15 protein-coding genes are annotated in these 22776 nt (G+C 63.5%); 6 read left to right on the forward strand and 9 right to left on the reverse strand.

The genetic code is table 11. From position 1 onward, the window contains the following. Positions 1-9: 9 nt before the first annotated feature. From GO707_RS03855 to GO707_RS03870, 4 genes are all read left to right on the forward strand, one after another. Positions 10-705 carry a TorD/DmsD family molecular chaperone gene (locus tag GO707_RS03855; protein ID WP_114538608.1) on the forward strand — a complete coding sequence of 232 codons (696 nt, stop codon included), beginning with the start codon at positions 10-12 and terminating at the stop codon, positions 703-705. Positions 706-757: 52 nt separating this feature from the next. After that, positions 758-1396 (forward strand): 4Fe-4S dicluster domain-containing protein, encoded by a 639-nt coding sequence (locus tag GO707_RS03860; protein WP_114538607.1) that lies wholly within the window; start codon positions 758-760, stop codon positions 1394-1396. Between the two features lie 9 nt (positions 1397-1405). Next, the gene (locus GO707_RS12555; protein ID WP_114538606.1) at positions 1406-2488 is read left to right on the forward strand and encodes a 4Fe-4S binding protein; all 1083 of its coding nucleotides are present in this window, start codon (positions 1406-1408) and stop codon (positions 2486-2488) included. 312 nt (positions 2489-2800) lie between these two features. Then, positions 2801-4792 carry a hypothetical protein gene (locus GO707_RS03870; RefSeq protein WP_157012179.1) on the forward strand — a complete coding sequence of 664 codons (1992 nt, stop codon included), beginning with the start codon at positions 2801-2803 and terminating at the stop codon, positions 4790-4792. A 212-nt stretch (positions 4793-5004) separates the two neighbouring features. Here the strand turns inward: GO707_RS03870 and GO707_RS03875 are convergent, their stop codons facing one another. From GO707_RS03875 to GO707_RS03905, 7 genes are all read right to left on the reverse strand, one after another. Next, positions 5005-5301 (reverse strand): GIY-YIG nuclease family protein, encoded by a 297-nt coding sequence (locus GO707_RS03875; RefSeq protein WP_114538604.1) that lies wholly within the window; start codon positions 5299-5301, stop codon positions 5005-5007. 117 nt (positions 5302-5418) lie between these two features. After that, a complete protein-coding gene (gene hypD / locus GO707_RS03880) occupies positions 5419-6510 on the reverse strand; it encodes a hydrogenase formation protein HypD (protein ID WP_114538603.1) in 1092 nt (363 codons plus the stop codon). Positions 6511-6656: 146 nt separating this feature from the next. Next, complete coding sequence (locus GO707_RS03885) at positions 6657-6905, reverse strand: HypC/HybG/HupF family hydrogenase formation chaperone (RefSeq protein ID WP_114538602.1); 249 nt, start codon at positions 6903-6905, stop codon at positions 6657-6659. Positions 6906-6986: 81 nt separating this feature from the next. Beyond that, positions 6987-9479 (reverse strand): carbamoyltransferase HypF, encoded by a 2493-nt coding sequence (hypF, locus tag GO707_RS03890; RefSeq protein ID WP_114538601.1) that lies wholly within the window; start codon positions 9477-9479, stop codon positions 6987-6989. A gap of 376 nt (positions 9480-9855) precedes the next feature. Further along, positions 9856-11757, reverse strand: a complete 1902-nt coding sequence (locus GO707_RS03895; RefSeq protein WP_114538600.1) for a glucose-6-phosphate isomerase — start codon at positions 11755-11757, stop codon at positions 9856-9858. 216 nt (positions 11758-11973) lie between these two features. Continuing rightward, complete coding sequence (locus GO707_RS03900; protein WP_041714276.1) at positions 11974-12687, reverse strand: LytR/AlgR family response regulator transcription factor; 714 nt, start codon at positions 12685-12687, stop codon at positions 11974-11976. 212 nt (positions 12688-12899) lie between these two features. Beyond that, the gene (locus tag GO707_RS03905) at positions 12900-14309 is read right to left on the reverse strand and encodes a Sapep family Mn(2+)-dependent dipeptidase (RefSeq protein WP_114538599.1); all 1410 of its coding nucleotides are present in this window, start codon (positions 14307-14309) and stop codon (positions 12900-12902) included. A gap of 267 nt (positions 14310-14576) precedes the next feature. Between GO707_RS03905 and GO707_RS03910 the strand changes: the two genes are divergently transcribed. Next, complete coding sequence (locus GO707_RS03910) at positions 14577-15950, forward strand: dicarboxylate/amino acid:cation symporter (RefSeq protein ID WP_227069928.1); 1374 nt, start codon at positions 14577-14579, stop codon at positions 15948-15950. Positions 15951-16093: 143 nt separating this feature from the next. Here the strand turns inward: GO707_RS03910 and GO707_RS03915 are convergent, their stop codons facing one another. Continuing rightward, positions 16094-18064 carry an FAD-dependent oxidoreductase gene (locus GO707_RS03915; RefSeq protein WP_114538597.1) on the reverse strand — a complete coding sequence of 657 codons (1971 nt, stop codon included), beginning with the start codon at positions 18062-18064 and terminating at the stop codon, positions 16094-16096. A gap of 223 nt (positions 18065-18287) precedes the next feature. On the opposite strand from GO707_RS03915, the gene GO707_RS03920 reads away from it, so the two are divergent. After that, complete coding sequence (locus GO707_RS03920) at positions 18288-19622, forward strand: helix-turn-helix transcriptional regulator (RefSeq protein WP_181869618.1); 1335 nt, start codon at positions 18288-18290, stop codon at positions 19620-19622. Between the two features lie 333 nt (positions 19623-19955). Here the strand turns inward: GO707_RS03920 and GO707_RS03925 are convergent, their stop codons facing one another. Further along, the gene (locus tag GO707_RS03925) at positions 19956-22769 is read right to left on the reverse strand and encodes an ATP-dependent Clp protease ATP-binding subunit (protein WP_114538595.1); all 2814 of its coding nucleotides are present in this window, start codon (positions 22767-22769) and stop codon (positions 19956-19958) included. Between the last annotated feature and the right edge of the window lie 7 nt (positions 22770-22776).

The raw sequence follows: 22776 nt of genomic DNA on the forward strand, positions 1-22776 counted from the left end.
GGAGGAGCCATGACTGAGGAAATTCTGGAAGAGACGGCTCTCGCGCCGTCCGAGCTGATCGAGCTGTTCAAGCACCGCAGTGCCACCTACGGGCTGCTGTCGCGCCTGTACGCCAAGGAAGTGGACGCCGAGCTACTCGACGAGCTGCACGACACGCTGTGGCCCATCGAGACCGGCACCGACGCCGGCGATACGGGCAACCGCCTCATCACCACCTACCTCTCCGGCATTTGGGAGAACACGTTAACCGAGCTGGCCGCCGATTACATGCGCACCTTCTTCGGCCACGGCTATTCGGGCCATGCGGCGGCCTATCCCTTCGAAAGCGTGTACTCCAGCGAGAAGCGCCTGCTCATGCAGAGCGCCCGCGACGAGGTGCTCGCGCTGTACCGTGCCGCTGGGCTTTCCAAGCAGGAGAGCTGGAAGGAGGGCGAGGATCACATTGCGCTGGAGCTGGAGTACCTGCAAATTCTCTCCGACCGCACCGCAGAAGCGCTCTGCAAGGGCGATACCGACACAGCAACGTCGTGGGTGCGCGCGCAGTACAACTTCCTCGACGTGCACCTGGACAGCTGGGCGCCGCTGCTCACCGCCGAGGTGAAGAAGTTCGCCAAGACCGATTTCTACCGGGGACTCGCCTTCCTCACGGAGGGCTTTCTAGAGACCGACCGCGAGGTACTGGAAGAGCTGCTCGCGGAGGACTAGCGTTCGGGCCGGTCGCATCCGTCGCGTCGGCCCTCTAAGTAGAGGAGAAGACATGGGAGACGAGAAGAAACGAGAAGGCGCGGGCATGTCCCGGCGCACCTTCGCCTTGGGCGTGGGAGGAGCCGGCGTGCTTCTGGCCATGGGCGGCTTGAAGCTGGTGCCCGCGGAGGCCCAGGTGCGGCCACCCGGAGGCCAGGACGAGAGCCGGCTTGTGGCGTCGTGCATTCGCTGCGAACGCTGCGTGGAAGCCTGCCCGCGCGGCGCGCTGCGTCCGGCCCACATCGAGGACGGCATCGTCTCCGTGCGTACTCCCACGACGAACTTCAACGACGGCTGGTGCGACTTCTGCGCCGATGAGAACGACGGGGTTCCGCTGTGTGTGGCGGCCTGCCCCACCGAGGCGCTGGCGCTGCCCGCCGACGCGACCGCCGAAACCACCATCATCGGCAAGGCCGTGCTCATTCGCGAATGGTGCCTGGCCTGGGACAAGAACAACGGCTGCCGGTTCTGCTACGACGCGTGCCCCTACGAGGCCATCGAGCTGGACGAGAACATGCGCCCGGTCGTCATACCCGACCACTGCAACGGGTGCGGTGCCTGCCAAAGCGTGTGCGTGTCCCAGAAAGAGGGCTCCTACACCACCGGCGCCACCTCGCGCGCCATCATCGTCGTTCCCGAGAGCGAGGCCTAAGGAGTCGTCATGAGCCAGAAACTTCGCATCATCATCCCTCTGGCCCTGCTGGGCGCGGCCGGCGTGGCCTACGCCGCCCACGTCAGCGCGGGCACGCTGTCGGCCTTCGGCTGGGAATCCATTTCGCTTATCTGCCCGATCGGAGCCTTGGGCACCATGCTCGCCAGCAAGATGCTCGTGCCGCGAGCGGTCATCTCCATTGTGCTGGCCGTGGCTGCCATCCTGCTTCTGGGCCGCGCCTTCTGCGGGTGGCTCTGCCCTGTGCCCGTGTGGAGCAAGCTGCGCGGCATCTTCAAGAAGGGCGGCACCTCTACGGCAGGGACTGCCTCCGGGATCTCCTCCGCGCCCGACGCTGCCCCTGGGATCTCCTCCGTAGGGGGCGACCTCGGTCGCCCCTCCGCAACCGAAGCTACCTCAGCGGCGCCAGCAACGAAGGCCACGCCCCTTTCCGCCGCCGAGAAGCGCGCCCTGAAAACCTCGTGCGCGGGCGGATGCTCCTCCTGCGCCGACCGAAAGCCGGCCGATTCCCGCCACATTATCCTGGGCGGCACCCTGCTTTCCGCCGCCATCTTCGGATTCCCGGTATTCTGCCTGGTATGCCCCGTGGGTCTGTCGTTCGCCATGGTGTTTCTGCTTATCGCGCTGTTCGGCGGCAGCGATGTCACCTGGTCGGTGCTCATCATCCCGGCGCTGATAGCCGTCGAGGTGATCTTCTTCCGTAAATGGTGCTCGCACCTGTGCCCCATCTCGTCGTTCATGAGCCTCATCGGTCGCGCCAACCGCACGTTCCAGCCGGCCATCGACGATGAGAAATGCCTGGAAACCGCTCATGGCGCCACCTGCGGACGCTGCGCAGAGGTGTGCGAGGTGGCCATCAACCCGCGTCATCCGGAGCTGGGCGCCACCTTCAACGAGTGCACCCGCTGCCGCGCCTGCGCCGACGCGTGCCCCGGCCACGCCATCACCTTCCCGCTCATCGCCCCCAAGAAAGCCGGCGCCCCGGCGCTCGAGCCGACGCCGGCTGGGGCGAGCGGCACTCCGGCTGTCGAGCCCGACCTCGACCTTGACGAGCCGTCCGAGGCTCTCTCGTAACGCCCGCCTCCTCTCCTTGGGAAGAAGCTGGGCGCGGCGCCCGTGCAGGCAAGCCCTTCTACCTGCACGACCATCACACCGCAGCCCAGCCTCTCCCTGACCGGCCTTTCCCCTCCTCCTTCGATGCGGCACTCCCCATTTCCCGAAGCTTTCTCTTCCCCTCCCTTCGCTTCGGATCCCTACCGCATCAGGCGCCTCCCCTTCCTGCGCCCCTGCGAAAGGCCGTTCAGGGGGAGCCCGGCGGTCTCGATTCCCCAATGTCCTCGAACTGCTGGGCCTCCCTTTCCCGAAACTTCGAGCAGAAGGCAACCTATGACCCTATCGCCAACAGCAGCTGAAGCGCTTTGCATCACGGGCGATCCCCGCTCGGGCAAAACGGGTGCGCTCGTCGAACGCGCCGCGGCCTGGGCCGAGGCGGCTCCCGCGAGCCCCAACACCCAGCCGCCATTTCTGTTCTTCTGCGCATCTCCTGTGACGATTGATGACGCCGCGCTTCGCCTTTCGCAGCGCGGACTGGCGGACGCGCCCGCAGAGGCCGCAGGGCCTGCCGAATCCGCCGCCTGTCAGCACGGCCCACGCACGGGCCTGTGCACGGGCCTGGTAACCACACCCTTCGATTACGCCTGCCGCATTCTGGCCGATCCTCTCGCTCAGCGGGCCACGGGCCGAGGCGGCCGCGTGCTCAGCCAAGCCGAGGAGGCCGTTTTCTACGAGGATCTGAAAACGTGCGGCCTGAAGCGCCGACGCCTGCGCGAGCTGTGGGCCTTTCTGCAATGCGGCCTTGCGAACCTGGGCGACAGCGACCCCGACTGGATTCAGACCACCGAAGAACAGGCCGTTCTCGATCTGGCCCGCAGCATCCTCATTTTCGAAGAGGCCGTCTTGCCGGGCGAAGCCGTGAACCTGGCCGTGCGCGCTTTGGAAGCCGAACCGGCGCTGCGCCAGCGCTTCGGCTCGCCCGTCGTGCTGGCGGATGACTATCTGCTGATGAGTCGCGCCTCCCAGCACTTGGTGAACCTGCTCGCCACCGACAAGATCGCCATAGCTGGCAGCGAAGACGACATTCTCCCCGCCTTCGAGCCCTACCCTTGCACCACGGGGTTCGAAGAATTTGAAGCGGCCCACGCCCCGCTGCAGCGCGTGACGCTGGAGACGCCCTTCCATCCCCTTGACCGCGCCTGGGAGGCGGCACCCGACCTTGCCAGCGAGATGGGCCTCATCGCTTGCGCCATTGCCGAGGAGCTGACCTGCGGCACCGACCCGCGCGTCATCGCCGTCGTGGGCACTAACCGCATCTGGCGTACCAATCTACAGCGAGCGCTCGCGTCCGTGGGTATTCCCGCAACTTCGCTGGGCCATCCCGCCCTCAAGGCCCCAAAAGGCAACCTCGCCCCCGTCAGCGACGACGAGCGCGAACGCATTTTGGGGCAACTTTATCGAAGCGCCTCGCAACCTGCAGACCCGTCCGACCCGCTTGCCGCCAACCCCAACAACGCCGGCACCCATAACGCGCCAGCGGCCTTCTCCCCTGCAGGAGACCCCGTTGCCTGGCGCCAATGGCTCAGCTTCGACGACGCCCTCGGACGATCCGCCGCCGTCTCAGAGCTGCGGCGCATCGCGCAACCCCAGGGCCTCAATCTTGCCGAAGCTCTCGCCGCACTGGACGCCGACGCCCTGCCCGGCCTTCCCGCAACAAGCCCCTTCACCCAAAGCCTGCTCACCCCCTATCGCGAGGCGCAAAGACTGCTTGCAAAGCGCAGCGGGAACGACCAGCCGACAATCGTCACCTCGCCGGCGGCCGCAGCCAATCGAGCACGTGAGAGCTCTTCTTCGTCCAAAGCCGACACGGCCCTCTCCCTCGCCAACCTTACTGAAACGCGTGAAAACGATGCAGCGGCGACTCCAACGTCACCCGCACCGGCCGTCGCCATCGCCGCCCCCGAAGACCTCTTCGGCCACACCTTCGACGTCGTCATCTTCGGCGGCTTCGTGAACGGCTTCATCCCCTCGCGCGATATGTGCGACCCCGGCGTCATCGTCGGCGGCGCCCGTGTCCGCCAGGAAGCGACCGACCGGGACACCATTGCGCTGGCCGAGCAGCGCGCCACCCGACGGCTTCTCTTCACCAGCTTCGAAAGCTGCGATTTGGAAACCGCCGAGCGCCTGCGTCTTCATATCCCCCGCATCCGCTTGCGCAACGGCGTCCGCACCTGCGACATCGAGCCCAGCAGCTACCTGCAGGAATTGAACCTGGGCCCCAAGCAAATCTCCGGCCCAACCGATCAACGCCACCCGTCAGCTTAGGTATCTTCAAAATTCAAGGGGCAGATGCCAGTTCGACCCCGAAATGGCGTACCGCACTGCCAGTTGAAGGCCGAAATGGCCAGAAAGTGCCACTTCATAGCCGAAATGGCCTCCCCCCTCTTACCATTTCGGGGTCGAACTGGCATTTGCCACCAGATTCACGAAGGCGATGTGACTTGCTGCTTCTTCTAGGTCGCGCCCGTTGAGCGATGTCAGGTGAGTATGCTTGTCAAGGCCTCTTCGAAATTTGAATGGGAGGCAGATGAGAGCAGGACATCCTTCTCGTTGCGGGAAAGCTGCTTGAAGATGTATTCCGCATGCATGGCATCATGTTTGCTGGCAAACTCGGCATAGGCAAGCAAGCTCACCGGCAGCCGGGCGCGGGTGTACTTCGCTCCCTTGCCAGCGTTGTGCGCCGCCAGCCGTGCCTGCACATCCACGGCATAGCCCGTGTACAGCGAGCCGTCGGCGCATTCCAACACGTACATGTAGTGACTTTTCTGTTCCATCTTCATCTCATCCCGGATTCGCCCAAGAAAATCAGCGAGGTTGCGACTGTGCAATCGCAATCGCACCTGCAGCATCGGCTCGTCCGTTCGTCCCGCCAGGGCGAACGGAACCTCTATCTAGTAGTACCGATAATATGCCGCGCAGCTGCCCTCACTGGAGACCATACAGGGGCCCACGGGGTTCTCCGGCGTGCAAACCTTCCGGAACAGCGGGCACTCGCTCGGGGCCATGATGCCGCGGAGCACGTCCCCGCAGCGGCAGCCTTTGTGCTCGCGCACCTCTTCCACGTCGGGCTGAAAACGGCGCATGGCGTCGAACTCGGCGAACTCGTCGCGAATGCGGTAGCCGCTGCCAGGAATCTCGCCCAAGCCGCGCCAGGTGGCCGCGCAGGTCTCGAACACCTCGTCGATGGCGGCGAGCGCCACCGGGTTGCCCTCGGGCATCACGCCGCGGGCATAGGCGATCTCGATGTCGGCGCGTCCCTCGTGCAGCTGGCGCATGATCATGGCGATGCCCTGGAGCACGTCCACTGGCTCGAAGCCGGTGATGACGCCGGGAATGCCGTACTTCTCGGCCAGGAAGCGGTAAGGCTCCGCCCCGATGATGGTGGACACATGCCCCGGCAAAATGAGCGCATCCAGCTTCAGCGAGGGGTCGTTGATGATGACCTCCAGCGCCCCGGGCATGTTCTTGTGGGCGCCGTATACGGTGAAGTTCGCAAGGTCCATGGCGCGCGCTCGTTTGATGGCCATAGCTACGAGCGGCGTGGTGGTTTCGAAGCCCACGCCGACGAAGACGATTTGCCGATCCGGGTTCTCCTGCGCCAGACGCAGGGCGTCCAGCGGCGAGTAAACGATCTCCACCGAGCGCCCCGCCGCCTGCTCGGCCAGCAAGCTGGACGTGGAGCCGGGCACGCGGGTCATATCGCCGAAGGTGGCGATGGCCACTTCCGGCACACGGGCCAGCGCGATTACCTTGTCGATGTCGTGGTTGCTCGTCACGCACACCGGACATCCAGGGCCCGACGCCAGATGAACCCCCTCGGGCATAAGGCCGCGAATGCCGTTGCGCGCAATGGCCACGGTGTGGGTGCCGCACACTTCCATCAGCGTAGCAGACTCCGGGGCCAGCGCTTGAATGGACTCGATGAGCCCCCGCGCCAACGCCGGATCTTTGAATGCCTTCAGTTCTTGCTGCATGGCGTCCATTCTTGCAACCACTCCTTCAAGGGTGTAGAATGCGGACAAGCGGAATGCCCGTGGCACCGGGCACGACTGCTTCACATTACTCCTATTAATGTGATGAAGAGCCGTTCTTCCTATGCGAGGGGCGGCTTTTTCATTGCCGCCCCTCCTTAGGCCGGCATGGGAGCCTCGTTCAAATCGGCCAGTTCGGGGAACTGCTTTACCAGCTCGATGGTCTCCAGGGCGAACTGCTCGTCCACCACCTCGATGGCGAAGCCGGCGTGCACGAGCACGTAGTCGCCCACCTGCACCTGGGGCGTCAGGTCGACGGAAATCTCGCGGGTCACACCCAGAATATCGACAGTGGCCAAGTTCCCCTCTTCCAGGGCCGCCACCTTAGCAGGAATTGCCAAGCACATACGCTACTCCTTCGATTCGTTTCTCAATGCCCCATTGTCGCAGGTTCGCCCAAGGAAGTCGGCGAGGTTTCGAGAGGCGCCCTACTCGCCCGAACGAGCGGAAGCCACCACGGCTTCACCCAGGCTGATGCAACCGTCGTTGGGGGGCAGATCGCGGTTGATGGCGACGGTGAAACCAGCAGCGGCCAAGTCAGCCAGCACGTGCTCCACAAGGTAGCGGTTCATGAACACGCCACCCGACAGCGCCACCGTGGAAATGTCGTACATGGCTCGCACCAACTCGGCGTTCATGACGATGGCGCCAACCATGGCATCGTGGAAGCGACGGCTGATGACGGACGCCGGCACTCCCGCCGACAGGTCGTCCAGCAACGCGTGGAAGGTGGGCTCGGCATCCAGGAGCAGCACCGAGGTGTCCTGCGCGGTACTTGTCTCGGTGGCGGTGTTCTTCTCGACGATGACGGCGTAGCGCTCCCTCGCCGCCAGCTCGTCCTCACCTGCCACGCCCGCGGTCTCTTCGACAGCCGCAGCGCCGGCCACGTCGGCCCCGGCGGCTTCCATAGCCGCCTCCAGAAGGATGGCCCCCTCGCCCTCGTAGCTGGGCTCCGTGCAAATGCCCAGCAGAGCGCTGGCCGCGTCGAACAGGCGCCCGACCGAGGACGTCATGGGCGTGTTCAGCCCGCGCTCGATCATGGTGTCGCACACCTCGGCCTCATCGCCCAGAGGCGCCAAAGCCACCGCGGCAGCTGGATGTTCCAGCAGGTCGTAGGCCCACAGCACGCCATAGGCCATGCGCAGCGGATGCTTGATGGCCGCAGCTCCTCCAGGCATGGGCACGTAGGCGAAGTTGGCGAAGCGCTCGAAATTGGAGCGGTTGGCCAGCAGCACCTCGCCTCCCCAGATGGCCCCATCCACGCCATAGCCCGTGCCGTCGAAGGCGATGCCGCAGACTGCGTCGGTCAGCCCGTGCTCGGCCATGACCGACACAATGTGGGCATGGTGATGCTGCACTTCGGTCACAGGAAGTCCCTGGTGATGGGCCCATTTGCTCGTCAGGTACTCGGGGTGCAAGTCGCATGCCACCGCCGCAGGCTCCATTTCGAAGAGGCTCTCGAAGCGATCCTTCGTGGCCAGCCACGCGTCGTAGGTCTCGGCGTTTTCCACGTCTCCGATGTGCTGGGATACGAAGCCGTCGGTGCCGCGCAGCAGCGTGAAGGTGTTCTTCTGTTCAGGGCCGGCGGCGAAAATGACGCCCTCGGCAGGCGCAGCGCCCTCGGCCGCCACCGACACGGGCACAGGCGCATAGCCCCGCGCCCGGCGCAGGAACTGGATGGCGTGCCCGGGCTTCCCGTCGACCTCATCCACCTGGATCAGCCGCACGACCGAATCGTCGAAGCGCGTAAGGATGGGGCGATTGTTCCCTAAAAAGGCATCGGCGATGCCGGCCAGCTTCTCGCGGGCCTCCTCGTCGGCGATGCAGATGGGCTCGTCATGCACGTTACCCGAGGTCATTACCAAAAGCGGCACAGGCGTGCCGGGGGCGCAGGCCGCGGCCGCCTCTTCAGGATGCGCCGCCTCCCAAGCCTCCGCGAAATCGTGCATAAGCAGATGCTGCACCGGCGTGTAGGGAACCATGACACCCAGCTCGGAAAGCCTGTCGGCCACGCCGGCCCCGATGGCCCCGTCGGGGCGCTTGCGCAAGAGCACGATGGGCCGCGACGCCCCGGTGAGCACCGCTTCCTCCTCCTCGCTCACGAAGCACAGCGCCCGGACTGCAGCCACCGCCGGCGCCATGACGGCGAAGGCCTTCCCGTCGCGCCGCTTGCGCCGGCGCAGCTCGGCCACCGCCTCGGCATTGTTCGCGTCGCACACAAGATGAAAGCCCCCCAGCCCCTTCACGGACAAAATCTTCCCTTCCATGAGCATCTCCACCGCCGCCGCGAAAATGGCATCCGACTCCTCGCGCGTCTTACCGACGAGCTTATCATCGTCAGTCCCAACGCTCCACGTCACCGAAGGGCCACATTCAAAGCAGGCATCGGGCTGGGCGTGGAAGCGGCGGTCGAGCGGATCGGCGTACTCGGCGGCGCACTTCTCGCACATGGGGAAGGCCGCCATGGACGTGGCCACCCGGTCATAGGGCAAGTGGTCGATGATGGTGAAGCGCGGCCCGCAGTTCGTGCAGTTGATGAACGGATACCGGTAGCGGCGATCGTTGGGGTTGAACAGCTCGCGCACGCAGTCCTCGCACGTGGCAAGCTCGGGCGAGACGAGCGTCGTCTCTTCTACGGCATCATCGTCGGAAAAGCGGATCTCGAAGCTGTCGAAGTCCTCCAGGGGCACTTCCTTGATGTCGATCTCCTCTACGCGGGACGCGGCCGGAGGATTGTCCGAGAGCTCCATGATGAACTCGTCCACCAGCTTGCTCTCGCCCTCGGCATGAATGTACACGCCGTCGGCAGCGTTCAGCACCCAGCCGTTGATGAGGTACTTCTTCGCCATCCGGTAAACGAAGGGGCGAAACCCCACTCCTTGCACAATGCCCTTCACATGAATATCGACCGCATCAATCATAAACCGCTCCCTTGCCTTGGGCCCTTTAGCGCGATATACTACGGACAAGCGGAGGCCCGCTGCATTCGGGCACGACTGCTTCACATTACCTGTTCTAATGTGATGAAGAGCCGTTCTTCCTATGCGAGGGGCGGCTTTTTCATTGTCGCCCGCGCGGCTACTGCCGCAAGCGCGCGGTCAAATCAATCACCGCTACGATCACCAAACAAAACGTGAGGAGTTCCATCCAGCTTACGTACATAGCTGCTCCCTTCGACGAAAGAAGCAGTCCGCTCGTCCGTGCGCGCAAGTGTAGTGTAATACAACGCGACTTTCAACGGGAATCAACCTCACTTCATCAGGATGAATTGCCCATTTGAGAGGATGCGGGGAACGCCTACGCTTCGCTGGCCTCGCCCTCGGCGGCGGCAACTTCTGCGGCCACGGCCTCAGCATCGGCGTCCTGGGACGCTTCGGCGAACTCGGCTTCCACGGCAGTTTCACTCGCTTCGGCGGCCTCCACGACCACGGTAGCCTCGGCCAGCTCTTCGTCCTCGGCCATGGCAGCGGCCTCGGCCAAGGCGCGATCGGTCAGAATGTCGGCAATCACATCGTCAACCACCTGAGCCAGCTGGCGCAGCGTCACGCCGGAGTTGTCCGGCAGATGCAGATGCACGCAGCGACGCCCGCGCTTGACCAGCGTCACCAAGTCGCCTGCGGCCTGGGCTTTCGCCAGCTCGCCGAGACTGGACGCAGATGCCCCTTCCGGAAGCGGAATATCCTTCAACTCGTCGGCCGACAGAATGAGGAAGACGCCCATGTTCGGGCCACCCTTCTGCAGCTGACCTGTGGAATGCAGGTAGCGCGGCCCCACTTCCAGGCAGGACACGCAGCCGAAGGACTCGGCCACCCCGTGGCGAATCTGCTCGATAGCCTCGCGCCGGCCCTCGCCCGTGAACGGCAGGAAGGCGTTCAACGCGAAGAAATCGCCGGGCTGAATGGAGGACAGCAGCGCATACAGCGTCTCGTGCAAGTCCTCACAGCCCTCGAACATGGGGGCGAAGGAGACTTCCACACGACCCATGTCTACCTCGTCGGTGAACACCTCAGTGAAATCGGGCTCGGGCTGGCCATTCTTCAGGATGTCGAGCACCTCGGCCTTCGCGGAGGCCACGTCGGGCTGGTCGAAAGGACACACCTGCATGAGATAGCCGCACATGGCGATGGCGTACTCCCACATGACGAAGTGCTCGGCCAACTCTTCCACGGTATCGATGCGGTAGTTCAGCCGCGGGATAGCCGGGTCGATGTAAGCGAGGCTCATCTCGAAGTTGCGGCGCTCGTCCCACAGGTCGGTCTGGGTCTGGTACATGATGATGGACCGATCGCCCGGGTCTTCCGTGAGCAGCAGCGAGTCGATCTCGATGTTCGGCAGAATGCCCTCACCGTTCTTGCCCAGCGACTCGGCCACCAGCTGCTCGATCCACAGGCCCAGCACGCGCCCGCGCTTGGGGGTGAGGAACGAGAACTTGTTGCGGCCCTTCAGGTAATTGTCGTAGAGGAACGCCGCCAGGTTGATGGCCGGGTTGTCGATGGCGTCTTCCGAACAGGCCTCCTCGGCCTCGCGGGCGTGGGCCATGAAGGCCTCCATATCGATACCCGTGAGCGCCGCCGGCACCAACCCGAATACAGAGAGAGCCGAGAAACGGCCTCCCACCGTGGGCTCACCGGAGAACACGGCGCGCCAGCCCTCCTTGCGGGCTTGGCGATCGAGGTCGCTACCCGGGTCGGTGATGGCGACCAGGTGCTTCACCACGTGCTCGCCGAGCTCCTTCTCGAAGGAGGCGCGCACGGCCTCCAGCAGCATGCGCGGCTCGATGGTACCGCCGCTCTTCGAGGAGATGATGACCAGCGTGCGATGAGGATCGCAGATGGTGAGCATCTCGCGCACGCGCACGGGCGAGTCGGAATCCAGCGTGCGGAACTTCACCCGAGTGGAATCGTGTTTGTTGTATTTCGTGATGGTCATGGGCGCCTGAGTGGAACCGCCCTGGCCGATGAGCAGAATGGTGTCGAGACCCGCTTCCACCACCTCGTCGGCGAAAGCCTGGATAGCGTCCATGTCGCACAAGGGGCTGGTGGCCAGATCGACCCATCCCATGTAGTCGCTCGCGCACGCTTGCGCCTCGGGGGAGAAATCGTACAGCGTGGCGTCCTTGGCATGAATGCGGCTTGCCGCACGAGCTTTCACCAGGGTCTTTGCCGCCGGATACAGCTTCTCAACGTCAACGGAGAGCATGGCGCTCCTCTTCTCTCTGGGCAATTTCCGCCAGCCAGCAGAATTGCAAACGGGCCCCTTGCGCCTGGCACCGGGGCCCCTCCTCGTTAATCTAGTGGAAATATTCTAGCAAACGCCGCCGAAGCGCGCCCGCATCCCCACAACCCTATGGCGGTTCTGTGAACGAAACGAGCCCCTGGGCGGGGCTCGTCAGCGCATCATTCAGAGCGAGGCGTCCTACAGGTTCAGCGCCTTCTTGAGCGAGCTCACACGGCGGCGGGACACGGGGATCTTCTCCTCCACGCCGTTCAGCGTAAGCAGCAGCGTGCCGCCGGAGACGGACTCAATCTCCTCCACCATAGACAGGTTCACCAGATAGCCGCGGTGCACGCGGAAGAATCCGTGGCCGTCGAGGCGCTTCTCCAACTGGGCCAGGCTCACCGTGGAGAAGTAGCGGTCGGTATCGGTCTGCAGGTAGGCGTAGTCGTCGCGGGCCATGACGAAGCGGATCTTGTCGATGCCGATGAGGATCTTCTTGCCGCCCTTTTCCACGGGGATGCGCTCGGACTTGTGAGCCTGCAGGTGCAGGGCCACCTGCTCGCGCACGCGGGCGATGGCCTGGGCCAAGCGCTCGGTCTCCACCGGCTTGACCAAGTAGTCGATGGCGCTGACCTTGAAGGCGTCCAGCGCGTGCTCGGAATAAGCCGTCACGAACACCACCGCCGGAGGGAACTTCAGATGCTGCAGAGCCTCGGCCAGTTGAAGGCCAGTGGCCTCGGGCATGTTCACATCCATGAACATGACGTCGCAGGGATACTCTTTCAGCTTCTCGATAGCCTCGCGCACGTTGGCAGCTTCGGCTGTCACTTCAACTCCGCCGACCTCATCGAGAAGAAAGCGCAGTTCAGAACGGGCAGGCGCCTCGTCGTCAACGATAATTGCGTTAAGCACGTCGTCCTCCAAAAAGTAAACCTCTGATTGCATTTAATCTATTCTATAGCACAGCTGACGGGCCGTCATGTCCGATCATCAGGAAATCACGGGTTAATTCCAGATGAGAGTATCGAAAATGCCTATGCCCGCGCCTCCGCCGACGCCCAATCGCAAAAAAGGCCCTGCAGCGAATGCAGGGCCCGGGAAACAAGGTCGAGGGAGAAGCGCCTCTACACGATCTTCAACCCCTGCAGCTCGGCGAGAGCCAGCACGTAGATCTTGAAGGAGGTCTTCAGCAGCTCTTCGGAGACGCCCTCGTCGGGGCCGTGCTCGCCACCGACCCAATCGGGGTTCTCGATCCAGGGCATGTTCACGCCGAAAGACGCGCCCTTCTTGAACTCGCGGGCGTAGGTGCCGCCGCCGATGGTGAAGGGCTTGTGCTCGGTGTCGCCGGTCACGAACTGGAAGGCGTCCTGCAGCACCTGAATCTCCGGATCGTCGGGCTTCACGAGGAAGGGCACCATGAGCAGGGTATTCTCGAAGGTGGCACCGATATTGTCCGTGAGCTTCGTCAGTGCGGCCGTGATTTCCTCGGCCGTGATGGACGTGGGCCAGCGGCTATCCATGGTCTGCACGAGGCGGTCGCCCTCTTTGCGGATGGTGCCGCCCACTACCGTGAGCGGTCCGAAGTACTCGTCGGCCGTGGCGATGCCCACGCCGGCGCCGGTGGTGTCGGACACGAGGCTTTGCACGAGTTCCAAGAACTCGCGTTCTTGCTGGTTGCACAGGCCGTTCTCCAGCAGGTAGTTCGCCAACAGCATGATGGCGGAGATGCCACGCTCGGGCCAGGCGGCATGGGCATTCACACCCGTAGCATCGATGCGCGCCGTGCCGTCGCCGGCGTCTTCCACGGTAATGCGCTCGGCCGCGGGCAGCGCGGCGGCATCGGCGCGCACGACGGCCCAGGCCTCGCCGGGCACCGCGTTGGTCACCACGCCGCCAGAGATGTCCAGAATCACCGGGTCGGCGATGGGCGCGCTCGTGATGCACCCGTCGTAGCCGCCCTTCTCGCCGTAGCACACGGGGAAGTCGGCATCGGGCGTGAAGAGGAACGCCGGGCTCTCGTAGTTCTCGAGGTACCACGCCACGTCAGCCATGGAGGTTTCCTCGTTGGCACCGAACAAAAAGCGGATGGTGTAGGGGCGCGCCACATCGAGCCCCGCCAGGCACTTCACCGCGTGCAGGGCCACCACCGAGGGGCCCTTGTCGTCCAAGCAGCCGCGGCCCATGAGGAAGCCGTCCTTTTCCGTCACTTTGAAGGGCTCGAACGTCCAACCCGGGCCAGCGGGCACCACGTCCATGTGCCCGATGATGCCCAGCTGGGTGTCGGTCTCGCCGGGCAGATCGGCGAACCCGATATGACCCTCGCAGTTGGTGGCGCTCATGCCCATGCCCTCGGCAATCTCGAGCGCCGCCGCCAGCGCGGCAGCGGGGCCCGGCCCGTAGGGAGCCCTGGGAGCGGCCGCGGCCAAATCCTCCGTGGAGGGAATTTCCACGAGCTTGGCGATATCGGCCACGATGGCATCGCGATGAGCGTCCCAGTAAGCATCGGCGGCGGCAACTATTTCCTTGCGATCCATAGCATCGTTCCTTTCATGCATGTCGTCCCCTGAAGTGCGGCACACCATAACATGTCGCCTCCATCTTCTTCGGGCAGAAATGTCGTTCCACACATCTCGCGCCGGAGCGTCCCCAGCGCCCCTCGTTGCCATTATGGCCCTTCCCCTACAGCAGCGCGGCTCGTTCCCCCATTTGTTGCAGGGCCGTTAGATCGCTTGGCTGCGCTTGGCAGCGCTTTGCCGCGTGCCCTAATTTCCCTGCAGATATGCTTATAATAGGGGCGGTTTATGCACGAAGGGAAAGGACGCACTGCCATGGCCGACGACTCCATCATTTCGGCACCTGCCGACGCCGCCGAGGCAACCCCATCGACGCCTGACGGCGGCAGCAAGGGGGACGGCCACGACAAGCCGAAACCGTGGTTCAAGCGCCTGTCGCTGACGACCTGGATTTTCATCGCGCTCATTTTGGGCGTGCTGGCCGGCATGGCGTTGCAAGGAGCGCCGGAGATTGCTGACACCTACATCAAGCCCTTCGGCACCATCTTCTTGAACCTCATCAAGATGATCGTCGTGCCATTGGTGCTGTTCTCCATCATCGCCGGCGTCGTGTCGCTGGACGACGTGAAGAAAGTCGGCGCCATCGGCGGCAAAACGGTGCTGTTCTACCTGGCCACCACGGCCTGTGCCGTCACGCTGGGCCTTATCTTCGCGAACGTGATGAACGTGGGCGCGGGCTACACCATGCCCTCGGGCGAGCTTTCTTATGAGGCCACTGAGCCGCCGTCACTCATCGACACCATCGTGAACATGTTCCCGTCGAACTTCTTCCAGCCCATGGCCGACGCCACCATGTTGCAGGTCATCGTCATCGCCGTGGTGTTCGGCTTCGGCATGATCGCCGCGGGGAAGAAGGCCGAGCCGGTCATCAAAATCTGCAACGCCATGTCGGACGTGTGCATCGCCATCATGCGCGGCATCATTCTGGTGGCGCCCTTCGGCGTGTTCGGGCTCATCTGCCCCGTCATCGCCAACAACGGCATCGACGTGCTGCGACCGCTGCTGTGGCTCATCGTGGTGGCGTACCTGGCCATGATCTGCCAGATCGTGCTGGTGTACTCGGGCATCATCAAGGTGTTCGCGCGCATGAACCCGCTGAAGTTCTTACGCGGCGAAATGCCGGTCATGGGCTTCGCCTTCGCCTCGGCATCATCTATGGGCACGCTACCCATTAATATGGAGTGCACCGAGAAGATGGGTGTGTCGAAGGAGGTCACCTCGTTCGTGCTGCCGCTCGGCGCCACCATCAACATGGACGGCACCGCCATCTACCAGGGCGTGTGCGCCATCTTCATCGCCCAGGTGTTCGGCATCGACCTTTCTATCGGCCAGCAGCTGACCATCGTGATGACCGCCGTGCTGGCCTCCATCGGCACCGCCGGCGTGCCGGGCAGCGGCATGATCATGCTGGCCATGGTGCTGCAGTCGGTGGGCCTACCTGTGGAGGGCGTGGCACTCGTGGCCGGCGTCGACCGCATCCTGGACATGATGCGCACCACGGTGAACGTCACGGGTGATGCCGCCGTGGCCACCTGCGTGGACGCCATGCAGAAGCGCGCCGCCGCCCGCAAGGCTCGCAAAGCCGAGAAGGCCGCGGCATAGCCGGCACAGCTCCAAAGTCGTTTCGGCGGACTGGATCAAGGTCGCAACGCCGAGAAGGTGGCTGCGTAACCGGCATAGGGCCACCAAGCACAAACGAGGCCCCCGACCGTTCGGCGAGGGCCTCGTCCATGGGGAGGGGCTGATTAGGCGAGCATCTGGTTGACGCAGGAAAGGCCTGTGCTCATGCTGGAGACACCGCTGTTGCCGTCGGAGCATTCGCCCACGACATAGAGGCCCTCAATACCCGCACCGTCGGCCGTGAGGGCCTGGTAATCGGGACCGACGGCAACGCCGCCGATGGTCACATGGGCGGCCCAGGTACGCGGGGAGGCGTAGAAGGGAGCCTCGACGATAGCGTCTTTCTCGCTCATGTTCTCGCGGCCGAACACCGTGTCCGCCACGTCTCCACGTGCGATGGCGTTGTAATCGTCAACCGCCTTCGCAAGCACCGAGGGATCGGCGCCGATCATCTGGGCCAGCTCCTCAATGCTGTCCGCCCGGAAGAGCTTGCTCTCCTCGATGAGCTTGTCCGCACTGTAGCCCTGCTCGTTGTAGCCGTTCACAAGACCGGAGTTGAGCGCATCGCTGATGATGAACAGCTTCTCCTCGGGCTGCTTCATTACGGCGGCGGACAGGGCGAAGCGATCGAGCGACTCGTTGATGAAGCGCTCGCCGTTCACGTTGACGAAGAGCCCCAGACCGGCATTGCCGACGATAGTCTCCGTCGAATAGTCGATGGAGTCAGCAATGGGGAACACCATCTGACGCCCCATGTTCTTCAGCTCGGCTCCCAGGCCCTCGGCAAGCACGTGACCATCGCCCGTGTGGCCGTAGCTGTTGGTCGTCGGAATAACCGTGGACTCATCCCAGGGCCACATCTCGTTGTACTTCTTCAGCAGATCGGGATTGCCGGAATAACCGCCAGTAGCCAGAATGACGCCGCGATCCGCCATAACACGATAAGTGGTGCCGTCAGCGCACTGGCCAGAGGCTCCCACCACAGCCTTGCCGTCCACGATCAGCTCGGAAACGGGCGTCTCGAAGAGGAAGGTGATCGGGAGGTTCTGGGTCTCCACCGTGTTGTCGAACACGCTGAAGAAGCCCTCGCCGTTCTCCTTGTCCACCGCATGGGCCTTGCGCGGCCACGGGAACCCGACGATGCCGACCAGCGTGCCACTCACGGTGTAGCCCTGATCGAAAAGCCAGTTGTTCAGATCGTTCACTTTGTGGGCATAGGGGAGCCAGTACTCCTTCGCCGGGCCGCCATTGCGCGAGGCGTAGTCCAGGGCGTAGTACTCCATGGAGTCGTACACCTTCGTGTTGCCCGCGGCGAAATACGCATCGAAGTCGGCCTGCACGGCATCGACGAAGTCCTTGGGAACGCCATTGTCCAGACTCTTCTGGAGCGTCGCATGGAACATGTCGCGGTTGCCGTCCGTCATGTCAGGCTTCATGTCGTCGACGCCTTCGAACACCTCGAGCCAGCCACCGCTGACCAGCGCGTTGCCGCCAGCATAGGCGGTTTTCTCGAACACCACCACATCCAAGCCCTGCTGGGCCGCGGCGACGGCGGCGGCCATGCCGGCACCACCAGCGCCGCACACCACGAGATCTGCCTGGATCTCCTTGGTCTCATCCGACTTCTCCGGCGATGCGGCCTTCTTCAGCGCCGAAGCGTCTCCGTTCGCCTGGTTGACGCAATCAGCCACGCCCTCGATGATGGCCATACTCGTCAGCGTGGCGCCCGCCACGGTGTCTACGTTCAAGCTCTGCAGCTCCACGATCTGCTGCGGCACCCGCTCGCGAGCCGGGGCACTGATGCGCTCGGTGTCTTCGAACTCCACGATCTCGACGCTCTCGATGGCATTTTCGGACATGCGCACCTCGACAGTCACCGGGCCCTTCTTGCCGGGCGCGGACGCCGTATACGTCCCCGGGGCAAACGCCGCGGTCGAGGCAAGTCCCTCCCCCGATGGTTGCACCTCGGGAGCGCACCCCGCAGACACGAGAGCAGCCTGGGCGGCCGCAATGGCCGCACAGGCGACAAACGTCCTGCGCGAAAGCGAGATGTTGCGCAGCGTGGGGAAAACCTCGGCAGTGACATTTTCCTTCATTCTTACCCTCCTTGTTCCATGTTTCCTTTTCCTTTACGCAGCGGTATAATTCCGCCGCGAAGAGAATCGGGGAAAAGGGGTGGCAGTTCATCGCCCCCGATGAGCTAAATGCCCGCGATTCACTCGTTCATTTTGTGTTAAATGGCAGGTGGGGACAGGTTATTTGATGGCGCGACGCGAAAAAGGCTACGTGTGCGAACAGGACGATCCGAAGGGGTCAACCTTGCCCGCTACGGTTCGGCTCGCCTTGTTGTCCGGCCTCATTTGGGGTTGGCTGCTCATAGCCATGGGGCAGACGGCAATCGCAGGAGCCGGATCGGACGCTTCGCCGGCAATGCTCTCCTTCTCGTGGCAGATAGCTTTTATCGCCCTGCTCGCCATCTCTCTCCCTCTCGCCAAAAAAGGCCGCCCCGCTCCCTCGCTGTTCGCCTCTCTCGCGTTCGGCCTTGCAACTGCGACGCTCTTGGTTGCCCAGCCCCTCGTTCCTTCCGGCGAGCTCCTCCAATACCTTGTTCTTCGCCAAGTGCTCATGGGTGCGACCTGCGCCTCACTCCTCTGCCTCTGGTCGCGCATGGCCCGACCCCTTTCGGCCCGGCGCGGATCCTTCCAAATGCTTTGCGCGGGAATAGTGGCCGTGCTTGCGCTCACCTTCTACATGGCGCTGACCGTCCCCGCGCGCTTCGGGCTTCTCGTGCTGATGCTCGTCGCCGTCGCCCTTGACGTTCTCCTTGCTCCATTGCCTCCAGAAGAGGAGGCTCCGGCGTCGCCGGAAGATCGATCCGAATTCTCGGCGCTCGTGCCTCTAGCTATCTGCGCCTACAGCTTGCTCAGCTTCGCCTTCCGCACCGTGTTCACACCTTCGGCGGGTATTTCGATTGCCACTACATCGTTTGCGGGCGTCGTAGTCACGGGGGCTTTCGCGCTCTACTTCCAGAGAAGGCCCTTTGTGCTACGCACGGGCCTCTGGCTTGCCTCGGGCTTTGTGCTCCTTATTTGCTTGAGCGCTCTGCTTGTCATCCTTTTTCCCGAAAGCGGCTTACACCTCATCGCCTTCCTCCTCAACACGGCGGCGTTCCTCCTGGGAGGACTCATGTTCTTCCTGCCGGGCACGTTGGCGAGCGCTGTCGGAAAGCCTGCCTGTCTCGGCTTTCGCCTGGCGGCATTCCTGTTCTTCGCATCGCGCCTCGCAAGCGAGATTCTGGTTACGGTCTTTGCCCTCGACCCTCCCTCGGCTTTGGTGCTCGCCCTGATCTTTCTCGTGATCTCCCTGCTCGTGCTGATATTCGGGTTCTTCTACACTGGCCTCCCCCATCGATCGCCGGCCGCCAGCGCCTCGCCGCTCGAGGACAAATGCGCTCACCTCGCAAAGGAACACGACCTCACCGAGCGGGAAGCGGCCGTTCTCGTCCCTTTGGCCAAGGGACACACGATGAAGTCCATCGCAGAACAATTCACCGTCTCCTTCCACACCGTGCGCTCCCAGGTACGCAGTATTTATCTGAAACTGGACATTCATTCGCGCGAGGAGCTCCTGGATATGCTCGAATCGCTGTCGTAAGCGCCAACCCCCAGCTTCGCAGCACGGAGGCTTTCATCGTCACCGCGGTCACGATGTCGCTATCCACACGGACGGAAGGACCTTCGTGACCAAAAAGCGCCCCGGGTCTTGGCTGCCCGGGGCGCTTGCTGTGAAAGAGGTATGCGGTTGAGTAGCGCGCCAGCTTCCGGTGTCGCTGACCGAGACCTCTGAACGCTGTCCATCCGCGACCCCAAGTCGCTCCATGAAAGCATGAAGGAGCGGCGCCTGAGCCGAAGGAGAACAGCGGAGCGGGGGTTCGGGCGATAATGCCGGAAACCGGTGCGCGGAGGGGCGAGGTCGCCCCTCCTTTTACTAGGCGATGGGATCCTCGCCGAGGTCGCCGTTGCTCAGAGTATCCAGATCCTGCAACGTTTCCTTAGGGTCGGCACCGGCGGTCAGGAAGCTGGGATCGTCCAGGTTCAGGCCATCCAGGTCCATGGGGCCCTCGATGCGGCAGGCGTAGTTGCCCTCGGCATCGATGTCGATGAGCACGTGGCTGCGGTCGCGCAGCTCGCCAGTGATGACGCGCTCGGCGATGCGGTCGACCACCTCGCGCTGGATGAGGCGCTTCAGCGGACGGGCGCCGTACACCGGATCGTAGCCGTCGATGGCCAAGTGCTCCATGGCCGCCGGCGTCACGTCCAAGGTGATATGACGAGCCTGCAGGCGGTCGCGCACCTGCTCGAGCTGCAGATCCACGATAGGCTCGATAGCCGAGATGGACAGCTCGTTGAAGGTGATCACGTCGTCGATACGATTCAGGAACTCGGGGCGGAACGTCGTGGAAAGGGCATCCTGAATCTTGTTCGTGAACTCCTGCATGCGCTTGGCGGCCTGCTCGGGCGTCATGGACATCATCTTCTCGGCCATCTCGCCCATGGTCTCGCCACCGGTGGCCTGGGCCTCGTCGTAGGCGCGACCCTCGGCTGCATGCTCGCGGATGATCTGGCTTCCCACGTTGGAGGTCATGATGATGATGCAGTTCTTGAAGTTCACCACGCGGCCCTGGCCATCGGTGAGCCGTCCGTCATCGAGCACCTGCAACAGGATGTTGAACACGTCGGGATGGGCCTTCTCCATCTCGTCGAGCAGCACCACGCAGTAGGGATTGCGGCGCACGGCTTCGGTGAGCTGGCCGCCCTCGTCGTAGCCCACGTATCCCGGAGGCGCTCCGATCAGGCGCTGCACGGAGAACTTCTCCATGTACTCGGACATGTCGATGCGTACCATGGCCTTCTCGGAATCGAACAGGTACTCGGCCAGCGTCTTGGCCAGCTCGGTCTTGCCCACGCCGGTGGGGCCGAGGAACAGGAAAGAGCCAATGGGACGGTTCGGGTCGGAAAGTCCCGCACGGTTGCGGCGGATGGCACCGGCCACGACACCCACGGCCTCGTCCTGGCCGATGACGCGGCCCTTCAGAACCTCTTCCAAATCGACGAGCTTTTCCATCTCGCCCTGCATCATCTTGGCCACGGGGATGCCCGTCCAGGCAGCCACGACCGACGCGATCTCCTCTTCGGAAACCTCTTCCTTCAGGATAGCGCCGTCCTGCTGCTTCATCTTCACGGCTTCCTCGGCCACGTGCAGCTGCTGCTGCAGCTGGGGAATGCGCGAGTAGCGGATCTCGGAAGCGAGCTGCAGGTTGCCCTCGCGGGTGGCGCGCTCCTCATCAAGCTGAGCGCTTTCCAACTCGGCCTTGAGGTTCTGCACGTCGACGATGGCGTCCTTCTCGTTCTGCCACTCAGCCTTCTGGGAATCGAGGGATTCCTGGGCGGCCGCGATGTCGTGGCGCAGCTTCTCCAGGCGTTCCTGGGAGGCCATGTCGGTCTCCTTCATGAGGGCCTGTTCCTCGATCTGCATCTGGATGAGCTTGCGCTCGGCGGCATCCACTTCCTCGGGCATGGAGTCGATCTCAATGCGCAGGCGGCTGGCCGCCTCGTCCATGAGGTCGATAGCCTTATCGGGCAGGAAGCGGTCGGTGATGTAGCGGTCGGAAAGCTCGGCCGCGCTCACGATGGCGCCGTCGGTGATGCGCACGCCGTGGTGGATCTCGTACTTCTCCTTCAGGCCGCGCAGAATGGCGATGGTGTCCTCCACCGTCGGCTCGCTCACAAGCACCGTTTGGAAGCGGCGCTCCAAGGCGGCGTCCTTCTCGATGTACTTGCGGTACTCATCGAGCGTGGTGGCACCGATGGCGCGCAGCTCGCCGCGAGCCAGAGCCGGCTTCAGCATGTTGCCCGCGTCCAGGGAAGAGTCGCCGCCAGCGCCGGCACCCACGATGGTGTGCAGCTCGTCGATGAACAGGATGATGTTGCCGTCGGCTTCCTTCACCTCACGCAGCACGTTCTTCAAACGATCCTCGAACTCGCCGCGATACTTCGCGCCGGCCATCATCGCACCCAGATCGAGCGAGACGATCTCGCGATCCTTCAGCGACGAGGGAACATCACCAGCTACGATGCGCTGGGCCAGACCCTCGACGATAGCGGTTTTGCCGGTGCCGGGCTCGCCAATGAGCACCGGGTTGTTCTTCGTACGACGCGACAGCACCTGAATGGTGCGGCGGATCTCCTCGTTACGGCCGATAACCGGATCGAGCTTGCCCTCGCGGGCCTGCTGGGTGAGGTTCTGGCCGTATTGTTCCAGCGCTTCGAACTGGGTCTTGTCGGTCTGCGAGGTCACGCGGGTGTCGCCGCGCAAGCTCTCGTAGGCCGCCTCGATGTTCTTGCGGGTGACGCCCGCCGTGGTGAGGATGCGACCCGCGGCACCCTTGTCCTCGGACAGGGCAATGAGCAGGTGCTCGCTCGTCGCGTAGCTGTCACCGAGCTTCTCGGCGATCTTCACCGAGTTATCGATGACCTTGATAAGGTCCTGTCCGGGAATGGCCATAGGAGTGGCGCCAGTCTGCTTGGGCATCTTGGCGATTTCGTCGGACACGTTCTGGGACAGCCAGACCGGGTCGGCGCCGATGCGCTTCACGATGGCGGCGAGGTTGTTCTCGTCGGAATCGAGCAGCGCCTTCAGCAAGTGAATGGGCTCGATAACGGCGGCATCGGCTTCGCCAGCAACGCCCATCGCGTTCTGGAAAGCCTCTTGCGCCGTCACCGCCAATTTATCTAGTCTCATATACGTT

This window comes from Adlercreutzia rubneri (assembly GCF_009755265.1).
GTDB classification, from domain to species: domain Bacteria; phylum Actinomycetota; class Coriobacteriia; order Coriobacteriales; family Eggerthellaceae; genus Adlercreutzia; species Adlercreutzia rubneri.